Annotated in this window: 15 protein-coding genes; 7 read left to right on the top strand and 8 right to left on the bottom strand. The window is 64.6% G+C overall.

Annotated elements, in window-relative coordinates; translation table 11 throughout:
• The first annotated feature begins 188 nt into the window (after positions 1–188).
• Entirely contained in the window at positions 189–1229 is a 1041-nt protein-coding gene (locus CH256_RS13370) for an alpha/beta hydrolase (protein WP_179272090.1), read from the top strand.
• A complete protein-coding gene (mtr, locus tag CH256_RS13365) occupies positions 1226–2611 on the top strand; it encodes a mycothione reductase (RefSeq protein WP_094669817.1) in 1386 nt (461 codons plus the stop codon). The genes CH256_RS13370 and mtr overlap by 4 nt, the downstream gene beginning before the upstream one ends.
• A 7-nt stretch (positions 2612–2618) precedes the next feature.
• On the opposite strand, the gene CH256_RS13360 is transcribed toward mtr, so the two are convergent.
• Positions 2619–3185, bottom strand: a complete 567-nt coding sequence (locus CH256_RS13360) for an alpha/beta fold hydrolase (RefSeq protein ID WP_094669816.1) — start codon at positions 3183–3185, stop codon at positions 2619–2621.
• 106 nt (positions 3186–3291) lie between these two features.
• On the opposite strand from CH256_RS13360, the gene CH256_RS13355 reads away from it, so the two are divergent.
• Genes CH256_RS13355 through CH256_RS13345 form a run of 3 tightly spaced genes read left to right on the top strand, consistent with a single transcriptional unit; the run spans position 3292 to position 5260 of the window.
• On the top strand, positions 3292–3654 hold the full coding sequence (locus CH256_RS13355; RefSeq protein WP_176460506.1) for a GntR family transcriptional regulator: 363 nt from the start codon (positions 3292–3294) through the stop codon (positions 3652–3654).
• Positions 3651–4568, top strand: a complete 918-nt coding sequence (locus CH256_RS13350) for an ABC transporter ATP-binding protein (RefSeq protein ID WP_094669815.1) — start codon at positions 3651–3653, stop codon at positions 4566–4568. The genes CH256_RS13355 and CH256_RS13350 overlap by 4 nt, the downstream gene beginning before the upstream one ends.
• Positions 4565–5260, top strand: a complete 696-nt coding sequence (locus tag CH256_RS13345; protein ID WP_094669814.1) for an ABC transporter permease — start codon at positions 4565–4567, stop codon at positions 5258–5260. Before CH256_RS13350 ends, CH256_RS13345 begins: the two co-directional genes overlap by 4 nt.
• On the opposite strand, the gene CH256_RS13340 is transcribed toward CH256_RS13345, so the two are convergent.
• Positions 5244–6779: a cobyric acid synthase gene (locus CH256_RS13340; protein WP_068050253.1), complete on the bottom strand. Its 1536-nt coding sequence runs from the start codon at positions 6777–6779 to the stop codon at positions 5244–5246. The two genes, CH256_RS13345 and CH256_RS13340, sit on opposite strands and share 17 nt — an antisense overlap.
• Before the next feature lie 34 nt (positions 6780–6813).
• The gene (map, locus tag CH256_RS13335) at positions 6814–7524 is read right to left on the bottom strand and encodes a type I methionyl aminopeptidase (RefSeq protein ID WP_373454819.1); all 711 of its coding nucleotides are present in this window, start codon (positions 7522–7524) and stop codon (positions 6814–6816) included.
• Between the two features lie 304 nt (positions 7525–7828).
• On the opposite strand from map, the gene CH256_RS13330 reads away from it, so the two are divergent.
• Positions 7829–8701 (top strand): helix-turn-helix transcriptional regulator, encoded by an 873-nt coding sequence (locus CH256_RS13330; RefSeq protein WP_256989435.1) that lies wholly within the window; start codon positions 7829–7831, stop codon positions 8699–8701.
• Between the two features lie 21 nt (positions 8702–8722).
• Here CH256_RS13330 and CH256_RS13325 read toward each other — a convergent pair whose 3' ends face one another.
• The 5 genes from CH256_RS13325 to dxr all read right to left on the bottom strand — a co-directional run bounded on the left by CH256_RS13325 (position 8723) and on the right by dxr (position 15135).
• Positions 8723–10537, bottom strand: coding sequence for a penicillin-binding transpeptidase domain-containing protein (locus CH256_RS13325; protein ID WP_179272089.1), 1815 nt, complete (start codon positions 10535–10537; stop codon positions 8723–8725).
• Positions 10538–10619: 82 nt separating this feature from the next.
• Entirely contained in the window at positions 10620–11456 is an 837-nt protein-coding gene (locus CH256_RS13320; protein ID WP_068050264.1) for a GNAT family N-acetyltransferase, read from the bottom strand.
• A gap of 121 nt (positions 11457–11577) precedes the next feature.
• Positions 11578–12717, bottom strand: a complete 1140-nt coding sequence (gene ispG, locus CH256_RS13315) for a flavodoxin-dependent (E)-4-hydroxy-3-methylbut-2-enyl-diphosphate synthase (protein WP_068050276.1) — start codon at positions 12715–12717, stop codon at positions 11578–11580.
• 61 nt (positions 12718–12778) lie between these two features.
• Complete coding sequence (locus CH256_RS13310; protein ID WP_068050266.1) at positions 12779–13990, bottom strand: M50 family metallopeptidase; 1212 nt, start codon at positions 13988–13990, stop codon at positions 12779–12781.
• A gap of 5 nt (positions 13991–13995) precedes the next feature.
• Positions 13996–15135: a 1-deoxy-D-xylulose-5-phosphate reductoisomerase gene (dxr, locus tag CH256_RS13305; protein ID WP_094669835.1), complete on the bottom strand. Its 1140-nt coding sequence runs from the start codon at positions 15133–15135 to the stop codon at positions 13996–13998.
• Between the two features lie 121 nt (positions 15136–15256).
• Between dxr and CH256_RS13300 the strand changes: the two genes are divergently transcribed.
• Positions 15257–15778 carry a DUF1990 family protein gene (locus CH256_RS13300; protein ID WP_094669811.1) on the top strand — a complete coding sequence of 174 codons (522 nt, stop codon included), beginning with the start codon at positions 15257–15259 and terminating at the stop codon, positions 15776–15778.
• Position 15779 lies beyond the last annotated feature (1 nt).

Raw genomic sequence — 15779 nt, 5'->3', positions numbered from 1 at the left:
GAATCGACTTCCTTGTCTGTGGAGGTCTCGGCCGGTGGCGGTATCGACCGGAGAACTCTGCTGTAGAGGGCTACTTCACCCGATGCGGTCAGGTTACTAGCTGGGCCTACCCCGTCGGACACCACGTCAACCCGGTTCCGATTGTGCTCCTCGGACGCCGCCCGCGGTGCCCACTACAGTTGTGATCTGTGACTACCTGGGTGCCCGACGTCCTCGGCGACGGCTACGAACAGACGACCATTCCACTCGGCAACGATCCGGACGGCGAAGGGCAGGTCGAGGCCACTCTCGTGCGGTACCAACCGCCCGGTGCCGCCAACTTCGAGCGTTCGGTGATCTACGTCCACGGGTTCACCGACTACTTCTTCCAGCGCCACATCGCCGAGCACTTCGCAGCGCAGGGATACGCCTTCTACGCCCTGGACCTGCGTAAATGCGGACGCTCGCGCCGCGAGGGCCAGACCGCACACTTCGTGACCGATCTGGCGATGTACGACGCCGAGCTGAACGAGGCTCTCGCCCTGGTCCGCACGGAACGCCCGGGTGCCCCGGTCCTGCTCATCGCGCACTCGACCGGCGGCCTCGTACTGCCGCTGTGGCTGAACCGTCTCAACCGTCAGGAGGGCGGATCGGCTGGGCTGGGCCTGTCGGGTGTGGTCCTCAACAGCCCGTGGTTCGATCTGCAGGGCCCACCTGCCATCCGCAGCGTCGGTACCGCCGCGATCGACGTCATCGGCAGGTTCCGGTCCAAGGCACAGGTTCCCGGCGGCGGGCTCGATACGTACGGGTTGTCGCTCGCGGCATCGGAAAACGGCGAGTGGGACTACGACCTCGACTGGAAGCCCCTGGCCGGCTTCCCCATCACCTTCGGGTGGATTCGCGCCGTCCGCCACGGACACGCCGAACTTCATCGCGGCCTCGACATCGGTATCCCCGCACTGATTCTGCGCTCTAAGGTGACGCACTTCTCGCGCCGATACAGCTCCGCAGTCGACGCCGCAGACGCCGTACTCGACGTTCGCCAGATCGCGCGCTGGGCGGGCTGCCTGGGCGACCGCACCACGATCGTGCCCATCGAGGGAGCCCGCCACGACGTCTTTCTGTCCACCGAGACTCCACGCGCTCGGGCCTTCGAGGAAATGGACGAGTGGATCGAGTGGTTGCACCGAAGCGAGAGCACCGACCACGCGTCGGGCAAGGACCACACCGAGAGCGGGCACATTTCATGACCGAGCATTTCGACGTCGCGATCATCGGCTCCGGATCCGGCAACTCGATCGCCGATTCGCGCTTCGAAGACAAGAAGATCGCTCTGATCGAGGAGAACTCGACCTTCGGCGGCACCTGCCTCAACGTCGGCTGCATCCCCACCAAGATGTTCGTCTACGCCGCCGAGGTTGCGCGGACGGTACGCGATTCCTCGAAATACGGTGTCGACGCCCACGTGGACGCAGTGCGCTGGCCGGACATCGTCGATCGCGTCTTCGGCCGCATCGACCCGATCTCGGAGGGCGGCAAGCGTTACCGCGCCGAAGGCAGCCCCAATCTCACCCTGTTCGAGGGTCACGCGCGCTTCGTCGGCCCGCGCACCATCGACACCGGCACCGGCGCCGTGATCACCGCCGACCAGATCGTCGTCGCCGCCGGATCTCGTCCGACGGTGCCGCAGGCCATCGCCGATTCGGGTGTCGCGTACCACACCAACAGTGATGTGATGCGTCTCCGCGAGCTACCCGAGCACCTGGTGATTCTCGGATCCGGTTACATCGCAGCAGAATTCGCGCACGTCTTCTCTGCTCTCGGCTCCAAGGTGTCGATCGTGGCCCGCAAGGACGCCTTGCTTCGCGCACTCGACGCCGACATCTCGAAGCGGTTCACCGAGCTCGCCCGCGCCAAGTGGGACGTACACCTCGACTCCGGCGAAACCACTCCCCTGTCCGAGGGAGGCTTGCACGGGGTCCAACTTGCCGACGGCACCAAGGTCCTCGGCGATGCGTTCCTCGTCGCCGTGGGCCGCGAGCCCAACGGAGACCGTCTCGATCCGGCTGCGGCAGGCATCGAGCTCGACGACGAAGGCCGCATCGTGGTGGACGAATTCGGCCGCACCACGGCCGAGGGAGTGTTCGCACTCGGCGACGTATCGTCTCCCTACCAACTCAAGCATGTGGCCAACCAGGAAGCTCGCGTCGTTCAGTACAACCTGCTGCAGGACGCGTGGCACGGCGACACCTCGACGCTACGGAAGAACGACCATCGGTTCGTTCCCGCTGCGGTGTTCACCGATCCCCAGATCGCCGAGGTGGGCATGACCGAAGAGCACGCCCGCGACGCCGGCCTGGACATCACCGTCAAGGTCCAGAACTACGGAGATGTCGCCTACGGCTGGGCCATGGAGGACAGCGAAGGTCTGTGCAAGATCATCGCCGAGAAGGGCACCGGGAAGATCCTCGGCGCGCACATCATCGGCGCACAGGCCCCCACGTTGATCCAGCCACTCATCCAGGCCATGAGCTTCGGTTTGTCCGCCCAGGACATGGCCCGCGGTCAGTACTGGATCCACCCCGGTCTTCCCGAGGTGGTCGAGAACGCTCTCCTGGGACTCGAACTGTAGTTCCGGTTCACCAGGGGCTGGTGCGGAGCACGATCTCGGTGGCCAGCGCAGCCGGCTCGTCGGCGACGACATTCGCGCTGCCGTCGAGTTGGACCACGCGGAAGTCCGCGTAGACGAACCGTCCGCTCGCGTCGGCGGATGCGCGGCCCAACGAGGACCCGACGACCAATGTCGTCGGCAGCTCGACCGGGGGGCAATCCGCGCCGCGTACGGTTCCCTGCTCGTCCGCGATCGCGGGGTGGCACCGGTTCACCGCGATCAGACTTGCGAAGCGTCCGAAGGTCTTGGCGGCCAACGTCCATGCCGTTTCCGCACCCGCTCCGCTGCCGACGAGGTGCACCCACGACAGCTTCAGCTCGTCGAGAACCGTCAGGATCGCCTCGTCGCTGATGCCGTCGATGCTCTCCAGCGCAACAGTTTTCAGATCCGAATTGTGCAACCGTTCACTGACGGCGTCGTAGACATCCACCGGATCGCCTGCATCGGGAAGCAAGAGAACGGCGTGCCTGCTGTCCGGGCCTGCGACTCGCACCGAACATTGCCCACCCGCAGCACTCACATGCGTGAACTCCATGGGGACGACGGTACTGCCTCTTGCGCCGACCACGCGTCGGTTCTATGGTTAGTTACATGAGTAATGAACCACTGAGGCAAGCAACCTCGACGCACCGGCGGCGGTTCTGATGGACGAGGGCAGGCCAATCTTCCTGCAGATTGCCGAGATGATCGAGAACTCGATCATCGACGGCTCCCTGGCAGAGGAAGAGCAGGTCCCCTCGACCAACGAACTGGCCGCATTCCATCGAATCAACCCGGCCACCGCAGGAAAGGGACTCGCCAAGCTCGTCGCCGACGGTGTCGTCTACAAGAAACGAGGAATCGGAATGTTCGTGACCACAGGCGCTCGGGACGCTCTTCGATTCCGTCGCCGAGACCTCTTCGCTCGCCAGTACATCGATCCGCTCGTCACCGAGGCTCGCAAGCTCGGCATGACCGTCGACGAACTCAAGACCATGCTCGACAACTGGGAGGCAGCACGATGAGCGTCCACACCCTCGACTCGTTCGACGAACCCAGCAGCATCGTTGCGTCGGCCACTCACCTGACCAAGAATTTCGGCTCGTTCACCGCGGTGGACGATGTGAGTTTCGAGATCGAACGCAACAAGATCTACGGCTTCCTCGGCCGCAACGGCGCGGGTAAGACCACCGTCATGCAGATGATGACGGCTCAAATGCGCCAGAGCGCCGGGGACATCTCGGTGTTCGGACAACGTCCGTGGGAAAACCCTCACGCGCTCGGTCACGTGTGCTTCGTCAAGGAAAGCCAGAAGTATCCCGACGATCTCAAGGTCAAGCACGCCGTCTCGCACGCGTCACATGTCCTTCCACACTGGGACGGCGACTTCGCCGCCGAGTTGCTGCGCGACTTCGACCTGCCCCTCGGCCGCAAGATCAAGAAGCTCTCGCGAGGAATGACGTCGGCTCTCGGAATCGTCATCGGACTCGCGTCGCGTGCACCACTGACCTTTTTCGACGAGCCCTACTTGGGACTGGACGCGGTCTCGCGACACCTGTTCTACGACAGATTGCTGGCCGACTACGCCGAGCACCCCAGGACCGTGGTTCTGTCCACTCACCTCATCGATGAGGTCAGCGATCTCATCGAACACGTGATCCTCATCGACAAGGGCAGGATCGTGCTCGACGACGAGTCGGATACCCTGCGCGAGAGTGCGTTCGAGATCACCGGTCCTGCGCCGGCTGTCGACGCGTTCACCGCTGCTCACCGGACCCTGCACCGCTCCGCTCTTGGACCGAGCGTACGAACGACGATCGACGCCCGACTGACTGCTCAGCAGAGATCCGACGGCCGAGCCGCAGGGCTCACCATCGAAGCTGTTCCACTGCAGCAGTTGATCATCGAACGCACCACCGCCGAGGAGGCGTTGTCATGAAACGGATACTGAACGTAGCTCGCATCCACAACACTTCGTGGGCAACGACATTCGTGTGGCCGATGGCGGTTCTCGCGATTGCCTTCGTGATCACCTTCGGCATATTTCTGGTCATCCCGACCACAGACTCCGAATACAACTTCACCGGTAGCGTCTTCTCGATCTATGGATTCGCCATGGCGTTCTACATCACCGCGATCACTCAGTGCTTTCCCTATGCCCTGGGTCTGAGCATCACTCGCCGCGAATTCCTCACCGCCACAGCGTTGGTAGGTGTATGCCAGTCGATTGCATTCGGCACGATCATCTACGTGCTGTCCTTGATCGAAGCAGCCACGGATGGATTCGGCCTGAAACTGCGAATGTTCGGCATCGCTCGGTACGCGACAGACAATCCGTTGGTGCAGTGGGCCGCACTCGTTACCGTCATGCTGCTCCTCGGCGGCTTCGGTGCATTCATCGGCGTCGTGTATCGACGGTTCCGCACCAACGGATTGTTCACCCTCGGACTCGGAGCGCTCGTAGTCTTCGGCGGCGGATCTGTACTCGTGACCTGGCAGAACTGGTGGCCCAACGTCGGCGATTTCTTCACCGACACACCGCGAATTCTGCTACTGGTCGTCATTCCGTTGACCATCACGGCGATACTGTCTGCGGCCAGCTGGTTCGGTCTGCTCAAAGCAACTGCGTGACAATGGTGTCGAGGCCCGGATCGACGCCGTGCTCGATGAGGTCGAGTACGGCGTCGACGTCGAGGTTGTCTTCCACCAGATCGGCCAACAGATCCAACTGCTGCTCCCGCAGTGCCGCGACCGACGTGTCGGGTGCCACCTCGAATCCCGTACGACCCGACTTCTCTGCCACCCAGGTGAGCAGGGAACGACGGAAATCGTCGGACTCGAGCAATCCGTGCCAGTGGGTACCCAGAACGCTGCCGCGTAGGCTGCCTTCGGCGATACCCGACGCGGTGGTCGACAAGGCGTCGTCGCCGTTTCGTGCGACCCTGCCGTGGTGAATCTCGTAGCCCGACACGGGATTCGGGCCGAACTGTATCGACTGCCCCGCCACCTGCGCGAGTACCTTGTCGGCTGCGAACTCGATGTCGAGATCGAGCAGACCGAGACCCCGGACTGCCCCCGCTCCGGATTCGACGGTGTCGTCGATCGTTCGGCCCAACATCTGATAGCCACCGCAGATCCCCAGAACCGGAAGGCCCGCAGCCCCGCGTGCCGCGATCGCATCGGCAAGACCGGTGCGCCGCAACCACTCCAGGTCCGACACGGTGGACTTGCTGCCCGGAACGACCACCAGATCCACATCCTCGAGCCGGGACGGCTCGGTGACCCAGTGGACCGACACCCCGGGCTCGCAGGCCAACGCCTCGACATCGGTGGTGTTGGAGATTCTCGGCAAACGCACCGCAGCGACGCGCAACCACTGCGAGCCGTGCGGTGCACGCGGCCGCCCCACCGGAGCATCGGGAACGGTTCCGAGTGAATCCTCGGCGTCCATCCACAATCCGTCCGCGAAGGGAACGACACCGTACGTCGGACGTCCCGTCAACGCGCGTAACTGATCGAGACCGGGTGCCAGCAGAGCAGGATCACCGCGGAACTTGTTGATCACGAACCCGGCGACGAGCGCCTGATCCCCCGGAGACAGCACCGCAACGGTGCCGAACAGATGAGCCAGCACTCCCCCTCGATCGATATCCCCCACCACGATCACCGGAAGAGACGCCGCCGTCGCCAACCCCATGTTGGCCAGGTCCGTGGCGCGCAGATTGATCTCGGCGGGCGAGCCCGCCCCCTCGCAGATCACCACATCGAATTCCTCGCGCAGAGAGGACAATTCGTCTGCAACCACAGCGCGCAACGACTGCCGATGCTCGATGTAGTTGCTCGCACTCACCTGCGCAACGGCCCGCCCGCGCACCACCAACTGCGAGGTCCGGTCACTCCCCGGTTTCAGCAACACCGGATTGAAGCGGACACTCGGCTCGAGACCGCAGGCCGACGCCTGCATCGCCTGCGCTCGACCGATCTCACCGCCATCGAGCGTGACCACCGAATTGTTGGACATGTTCTGCGCCTTGAACGGAGCAACCCGCACGCCCCGTCTCGCCAACATCCGACACAGCCCGGCAACCAACACACTCTTGCCTGCGTCGGATGTCGTCCCCGCAACCAGCAGAGCGCCTTTCGGATTCACGGCATCGTATTTCTATTCACTCCGCAGGCTCCGCTCACGGGAGGGTCAGAATCTCGCTGCCCGTCTCGGTGACCACGAGGGTGTGCTCGAACTGCGCGGTCCACTTCTTGTCGTGCGTGACCACCGTCCAGCCGTCGTCCCACATCTCGGCGTTGATCGTGCCCAGGTTGATCATCGGTTCGATCGTGAACGTCATACCCGGCTCGATGACGGTGTCCACCGACGGCTGGTCGTAATGCAGAACGACGAGACCGTTGTGGAAGGTGGTACCGATGCCGTGGCCGGTGAAGTCCTCCACCACGCCGTAGCCGAACCGGTGCGCATACGACTCGATGACGCGGCCGATCACGTTGAGCGCGCGCCCCGGCTTGACCGCCTTGATGGCACGCATGGTGGCCTCGTGCGTACGTTCGACCAGCAGGCGCGCTTCCTCGGAGACGTTGCCGGCCAGGAAGGTCGCGTTGGTGTCGCCGTGGACGCCGTCGATGTACGCGGTGACGTCGATGTTGACGATGTCACCGTCCTCGATCACGGTGCGTACCCGTCCACGTTGGGCTACCGAGGGTTCCCGAAGTCCTGCTGCACGTCCCTGAACGAGGTCATCTGCCACGGCATCCCGGATTCCACCGTGATCGATCATGTACTCGTGGGCAATCCGGTCCAGCTCGTCGGTGGTGATTCCCGGTGCCACCGCCCGGCCCGCTTCCTGTAGTGCCCTGGCCGCGATCTTCGACGCCACTCGCATCTTCTCGATGACCTCGGGGGTCTGGACCCAGGGCTCACTGCCTTCGGCCACGGTCGACTTCCAGGCGTATTCGGGGCGCTCGATGGACTTGGGCACCGCGAGGACGGGCGATACGACGCCTGGTACGAGTGGCTGACGGGGCTTGCTCTCGGCGGTCACAGACATGGCGTCCAGAGTAGTCGGCTCGTATTCGGCCCCGAACCGCAGCGCAGTGGCCCGTGCCAGTCGAAACAGCGCTTGCCGTTGTGGATATGATCTGGATCACGTTCGTCGCTCGTGCATCCGACACGGGAAAGGAAGCTCCGTGGTCCATTCGAATCTGTTGCGGCCCCGTGACGGCGATGCCCTGCGCGCCGAACTGCGCCAGGTGGCAGCGGCGTCCGACGTGCCCGTCGTGTTCGGCGGCGAGGTCTCCTCGGAGACCCTGTACCTGAGTGAATTCCACGGAACCAGAACCCGAGGCCTGGACGGACTCGCCATCCCACCCAGATCCGGCCTCGGCGGGCGAGTCATGGAACAGCGCAGGCCCGCGGCCGTGAGCGATTACGGCGCGTCGATGTCGATCACCCATCACTTCGACCGACCGGTACTCGGCGAGGGCCTCAAATCGATACTGGCGGTGCCGGTGGTCGTTGCCGGTGTGGCGCGAATAGTGATGTACGCGGCCCTACGCGAACGCGGACCCCTCGGAGATCGCGTCGGCGACATCATGACGACCGCCGCCAGGCGTCTCGGCCAGGAGATCTCCGTGCGTGACGAGGTCGACCGCCGGATCCGTCTGCTGGCGACCACCCGCTCGATGCTGGACTCGGATGTCTCCCGCACGGCCGAACTGCGCAGCGTCCACGAGGAACTGTCCGATCTCGCCCGATCTGTCGGTGACGTGGCGATCCGGCGCAGACTCGACGCGGTCGCAGCCCGCCTGGCCGCCTCACTAGGCCAGGAGATGCCCCACGACCCACGGACCCAGGACGGGTCGCAGTCGCTGACACCACGAGAGATCGACGTGATCTCACAGGTTGCCCTGGGCTGCACCAACATCGAGGTCGCCGCGCGTTTGTCGATCGGTGCCGAGACCGTCAAGTCGTACCTGCGCAGCGTGATGCGCAAAACCGAATCGCACACTCGATACGAAGCCGTGGTGGCCTGCCGTCGACTCGGTGTGCTGCCCTCCTGAACCGGGCACACCGCCGAGCGGTCAGTACCCGGGCGGCAGTTGCTCGAACATCTCTCGGGTCACCGCGACCGCATTGTCCGAGCTGCCGCCCCGCACCACGAGGGTGGCGAAGGCGATGTCTCCGCGGTAGCCGACGAACCACGAGTGCGAGCCGCCGTCGACCTCTGCTTCGCCTGTCTTGCCGTACACCTCGCCCTGGTCTGCGATGCGCTCGGCCGTACCGCTGGTGACCACCGAACGCATCATCCCGCGCAGCCCGTCGACCATCGCAGGCTCGATTTGCGGAAGCTCTCCCGTGATGACGGTGTCGCGTCCGACCAGGAGGTTCGGCACCGGCGTCGAGCCATGGGCCACCGTCGCGGCGGCCAGGGCCATACCGAACGTCGACACGACCACTCGGCCCTGACCGAAGCCGTCCTCGGTGCGCTGGACGAGCTCCTCGGCCGGGGGCACCGAACCGGAATCGGTAGGCAGCCCGACGACGTCGTAGTCCGGCCCGACGCCGAACTGAGATGCCGCCACGGTCAATGCATCCGGTGCCATCTCGCTGGCCAGCTTGGCGAACGAGGTGTTGCACGAGCGGGTGAACGCAGTACTCATCGTCACGTCACCCAATGCGAACTCGTTGTAGTTGGGCACACTGCGCTCACCGATCACGATTCGACCCGGACACGGGACGGTGCTGCCCGGAGACGCGAGTCCGCTCGAGATGGCGGCACCGGCGGTGATGATCTTGAAGGTCGATCCGGGTGGGTAGAGGCCGGCCGACGCGACCGGTCCGTCCCGATCGGCAGCCGGGTTCTGTGCCACCGCCAGAATCGCCCCGGTGGACGGCTGGATGACCACCGTCATCGCCTGCTCGGTGCGTGCGTTCACCGCACGCTGCGCCGCGACCTGAATGTTGCGATCGAGACTGATGGAGAACGACGGAGAGGGCTCCGGCGGAGTGTCGGTGAGGACATCGATGTCGACGCCGTTGCGATTCGTGGTGACCACACTCCACCCCGCCTTGCCGTCGACCTCGTCGATGACGGCCTTCTTGACCTGGCCGACCAGGTCCGGCGCGAACGTGGGGTCGGTGGACACCAGATCCGATTCGTCCGATGCGGTCACTCCCGGGATCTCGGTCAGCGCGGCCGAGATCGGCTGGTAGTCACTGTCTCGAAGCAACGCCACCGGATAGTCGCCGTCGACAGAGGTGGCGGATTCGACGATGGACTGCGCGGTGATGGACGCATCGAACGGTGTCAGCAATGTCGACAGCGCCGTCGCCGAGGCAACCACATTGTTCGCATCGGCCGCGTCGAATTTGATTCGGTGCACCACCCCGGGCACCAACACGTCGGTCCCGGAGCGCTCGTTGACTCGTGCGCGCGGAGCCGCCGTGGATCGCAACGACATCGTTTGAGTGTCACCGAGCTTGGGATGGATGTCCGACGCCGTCCAGCGCACCACCCACTCGCCCTCGCTGCGACCCATGTTCAGCTGACCGTCGTACGTCCACACCCGATCCTTCGGCAGCTGCCACGTGTAGGTGTAGCCGACTGTGGCGGTGTCACCGTCGACCTGCACCGACGTCGTCTCCGCTTCCAGAGCCTCGGCCTGAAGATTGGTCCACGCCTCGGTCAGTGCCGTGGCCGCCGCGTCGGGCTTGTCGGTGTCCGCGGCCGCGGCGGCGATGTCGTTGGACTCGAACGCGGCGAGAAATGCCTGGGCAGCCGGCTCCGGGCCGTCGGGCTTGGGGGTACATCCGGCGAGGGCGGCAGCAACGACGGCTGCGACCACCGATACCGCGCCGATCCGATACCGCACTTCGGTTGCACCACGTGATCTCATTGCGCCCCATAGTAATAGGGCGCTGCCTCCGGCTGCGGCAACGAATCGCGGTTCGGCACAACCCGTTCGAGCGACGGCCGATCTAGTCGAGGAGCACGGTCGTGAAGGTCGCCACCTGGGTCAGACCGATCTTCGCGTACGCCCGTCTGGCGACGTAGTTGAAACTGTTGACGTAGAGGCTTGCGGTGCGGCCCTGGCGGACCACCGAATTCACCACCGCTGCGGTACCGGACGCACCGAGACCGTGCCCACGCCGATCGGGGTGAACCCATACCCCCTGGATCTGCCCCACCGTCGCCGACTGCGACCCGATCTCGGCCTTGAACACCACCCGACCGTCCTCGAATCGAGCCCACGCACGCTGCGCGGCAATCAGACTCGAGATCCGTCGCCGGTATCCGCGGCCGCCGTCGTTCTGCCTCGGGTCGACTCCGACTTCCTCGATGAACATGGCCACGGCCGCAGTCAGATACACGTCCAGTTCCTCTGGGCGAACGAGACGTACGTGTGGATCGGGGGTGACCGACGATCGGACCGACGTGGCCAGCAGCGGTTGCTCACCACGAACTTCCCGGGCCGGGCCCCAGTCGGTTTCGAGCATCTCCCACAGCGGCAGTGTCAGTTCGGCTCGTCCGACCAGTGAGGAACACAGCCGTGGACCGCGGCACGCGCGGTCGGCGAACGACCGCAGATCGTCACTCGATCCGAGCAGAGGGACGAGGTTGGCTCCGTAGAAGCACAATGACTCGTCCGGTCCGCCCCGGCTCCACATCTCACCGTGAAACGACCTCGGATCCAGTCCGGATTCCTGCACCCTCGCGGCGACCATGCAGGTGGCAACCGGGTCGGCATCGAGCACCCGTAAGACATGCGCAACGTCCCGATTACCGAGAGGCTTCGCACCGAGGAGCTTGAGCACCTGCCGACCTCCTGACCCACCTACCGCATACACACCGACCGAGCGTGTAGCGAATCATTCCAGAGAACCTGTTCCCTCGGTGGCAGAGCGGCAAACCGGACACCGACCGGATCGATCCTGCTCAGCTGACCGTCACCACCGGAGCGCCGCCGTCTGCGGTCTCATCCTTCTCGAATTCCTCGGCGATGCGCATTGCTTCCTCGATCAAGGTCTCCACGATCTGCGCCTCGGGCACGGTCTTGATGACCTTGCCCTTGACGAAGATCTGGCCCTTGCCGTTGCCCGACGCCACGCCGAGGTCGGCGTCGCGCGCCTCGCCCGGACCGTTGACGACGCATCCCATGACGGCAACGCGCAGCGGAATTTCCATGCCCTCCAGGCCTGCGGTGACCTCGTCGGCGAGGGTGTACACGTCGACCTGCGCGCGTCCGCACGACGGGCAGGAGACGATTTCGAGCTTGCGGGGACGCAGGTTGAGCGACTGCAGAATCTGGTTACCGACCTTGATCTCCTCGGCCGGCGGAGCCGACAGGGACACGCGGATGGTGTCGCCGATTCCACGAGACAGCAGTGCGCCGAAGGCCACCGAGGATTTGATGGTGCCCTGGAAAGCGGGGCCGGCCTCGGTGACACCGAGGTGCAGCGGGTAGTCGCACTGCGCGGCCAGCTGCTCGTACGCGGCGACCATGATGACGGGGTCGTTGTGCTTGACGGAGATCTTGATGTCACCGAATCCGTGTTCCTCGAACAGACCCGCCTCCCACAGCGCGGACTCCACGAGGGCCTCCGGTGTCGCCTTGCCGTACTTCTTCATCAGGCGAGGATCGAGCGAACCGGCATTGACGCCGATGCGGATCGGAATGTTCGCGTCACCGGCTGCCTTGGCGACTTCCTTGACCCGGCCGTCGAATTCCTTGATGTTCCCCGGGTTGACGCGCACAGCGGCGCATCCTGCATCGATCGCGGCGAAGATGTACTTGGGCTGGAAGTGGATGTCGGCGATCACCGGAATCTGACTCTTCTTGGCGATGATCGACAGCGCATCCGCGTCGTCCTGTGTGGGGCATGCCACACGCACGATGTCGCAGCCCGACGCCGTCAGTTCGGCGATCTGCTGCAGAGTGGCGTTGATGTCGTGGGTCTTGGTGGTGCACATGGACTGCACCGAGATGGGGCTGTCGCTGCCCACTCCCACCGACCCGACCTGGAGCTGCCTGGTCTTTCGACGCGGCGCGAGTACCGGTACCGGCGGTGCCGGCATTCCCAATCCGACTGACACGGACACAGTGGCCTTCTTTCCTAGCTACGACTGACGAGTCTACTTAGAACAATTGAATCGGGTTGACGATGTCCGCCGTGAGTGTCAACAAGGAGAACCCGATGAAAACGACGATGACCACGTAAGTGACCGGCATCAGCTTCATGTAGTCCACCGGCGCGCCGTCCGGTAGGCCACGGCGGTTTCGGAAGATGTTGCGAATGCGCTCGTAGATGGTCACGGCGATGTGGCCACCGTCGAGCGGCAACAGCGGCACGAGGTTGAACGCCCCGAGGAAGAAATTCAACGACGCGAGCAACCCGATGAACGTCGCCCAGTTCTCCGTCTCCGCTGCCTGACCACCGATGACACTGGCACCGACGACGCTCATCGGGGTGTCGAGGCCACGCTCACCGCCGAAGATCGACTCCCACAGCGCCTGCACCTTGGTCGGCAGTTGCACGAGTGCCTTGCCGGTCTGTACGAAGATGTCGCCGGTGAAAGCGAACGTCTCCGGCACCGCCTCGATCGGGTTGTACGTGATGTTCGGTGGCGGACCCCCGGTGACACCCACCGCCCCGACCGTCGTCGACTCCCTCGCTCCGGTGTCGGGATCGACGACGTATCGCTGAACCTGTGTGACCGGGACGGTGATGGTCTGCGAAGCACCGTTGCGATCCACTGTCAGCTCGACCGAGCCGGTGGAGGCCTGAATGGCCAGAACCGCATCCGACCAGACCTCCGTGGGGGTGCCGTCCACCGCTGTGATGATGTCGCCCTCACGCAGCCCTGCCGCGGCGGCCGGACCGTCACCCGAGCAATCGGCGATCTCACCGTCCGGTGTCTGCGTCGTTCCGACGCAGCCGACACCCTGGACAGTCGTGGTCGGAGTGACCCGATCGGGCGTGCCCCACCCGAGAACGAGCGCATAGATCAGCACGATTCCCAGTACGAAGTTCATCGCGATGCCGCCGACCATGACGACGATCCGCTTCCACGTCTTCTGGCGATACATCGCGCGCTCGACCTCGTCGGGTGCGAGCTCGTCGATCGCCGTCATTCCGGCGATGTCGCAGAATCCGCCGGCCGGAATTGCCTTGAGGCCGTATTCGGTCTCGCCGCGTCGGAAGGAGAAGATCTTGGGGCCGAACCCGATGTAGTACCGGCGGACCTTCATGCCGAGCGCTTTCGCGGTCCACATGTGTCCTGCCTCGTGCAGCGCGATCGACACACCGATGCCGACGGCGAACAGCACCACACCCAGAGCGAACAGCATGTAACTCAGAGGCCCTTCTGTTTCAGGAGCTCACTCGCACGTGCGCGAGCCCAGGAATCCGCCGCGAGGACGTCGTCCACGTCGGTCGGCACCGTCGACCATTGTCCACTGCCGTCATCGACGACGGCACGCACCGTCTGCACTATCTGCGGGAACTCGATGCGCCCGGCGAGGAACGCCTCGGCCGCGATCTCGTTGGACGCGTTGTACACCGCCGTCGTGCACCCGCCCATGATTCCGGCCTCGCGGGCCAGCTGCACGGCGGGGAACACTCGATCGTCGAGTGGCTCGAAGTCCCAGGAGAACGCTGCAGTGAAATCGAGTGCACGCGCAACATCGGGAACTCGATCGGGCCACCCGAGCGCCAACCCGATCGGAAGCTTCATGTCCGGCGGGCTGGCCTGGGCAATGGTGGATCCGTCCACGAACGTCACCATCGAATGGACGATGGATTGCCGATGCACGGTGACGTCGATCTTGTCGTACGGCACCCCGAACAGCAGATGCGCTTCGATCAACTCGAGGCCCTTGTTGACCAAGGTTGCCGAGTTCAACGTGTTCATCGGACCCATCGACCAGGTCGGATGAGCCGCGGCCTGGGCAGGCGTCACCGACTTCAGTTCCGCTTCGCTCCACCCACGGAACGGTCCGCCCGAAGCGGTCAGGATCAGTCGATCCACCTCGCTTCGGTGGCCACTGCGCAGGCACTGCGCCAGCGCCGAGTGCTCCGAGTCCACCGGAACTATCTGTCCCGGTGCGGCGGCAGCGAGCACCAGTTCCCCGCCAGCGACCAGAGATTCCTTGTTCGCCAACGCCAGCCGGGCTCCGGTCTTCAACGCCGCCAACGTCGGCTCGAGACCGAGCGAGCCCACCAGTGCGTTGAGCACCACGTCCGCCTGCGTGGACTCAACGAGCTCGGTGACCGCGCGCGGCCCGCTCAGAACCCCGGGAAAGTCGAGCTCGGCGGCAGCGGCGGGGTCGGCCACGGCCACGCGTCGAGCACCGGTCTCGGCGATCTGACGGCGAAGTAGCTCGATCTTTCCACCGCCCGCAGCAAGACCGACGACGACGAAACGGTCGGGGTCGGTGGCGATGACGTCGAGCGCTTGGGTTCCGATCGAGCCGGTGCTACCCAACAGCAACACTCGAATCGGCTCGGGACGATCCGAGGAGGTCGTTCGCTCACGATGGTCTGGCACCGGTCCATTGTTGCCTACCGAGGCTGAGAAACCCCTATGTGCCGCCGTAGCTGGCACGCTGGAGGGCATGGACGTCTCGAAGTATCGCGCGGCATCGTTCAACTACGTCGACGTAGGAGCAACGAGCGGCAGGCTCCCGTCCGGCTACCACCACGTCGAGAAATCGCGGGTCATCGGATCCGGACTCGAGGACTTCGTGGCCGCAGCGGACACGCTGATGCGCTGGGACATGCACCGCGGCACCGGACTGAAGGTCCATTCCGACGCCGACAACGCCGTCCCCGACGCCGTGGTCGTTCTCACGCTCGGGCCCGTCCGCATCCCCTGCCGTGTCGTCTACGTCATCGACGAAGCCAACCGACAGGGCTTCGCCTACGGCACCCTGGACGGCCATCCCGAGTCCGGCGAGGAACTCTTCTACGTCGACTTTTCCCCCGAGGACGGGACGGTCTCCGCGCACATCACCGCGTTCTCGAACCCCGGCCGCTGGTACACCAGGCTCGGCGGTCCGGTGGGCCAGCGGGTGCAGGCCCTGTTCACCGACCGCTATCTGACGGCGTTGTCGTCGGCGTGCCGGTCGCCGCGCTGAG

This window comes from Rhodococcus sp. 05-2254-6 (assembly GCF_002258565.1).
Taxonomy (GTDB): Bacteria; Actinomycetota; Actinomycetes; order Mycobacteriales; family Mycobacteriaceae; genus Rhodococcoides.
Note: the sequence above shows the minus strand (reverse complement) of the source record. Positions and strands in the feature narration are given on the sequence as shown.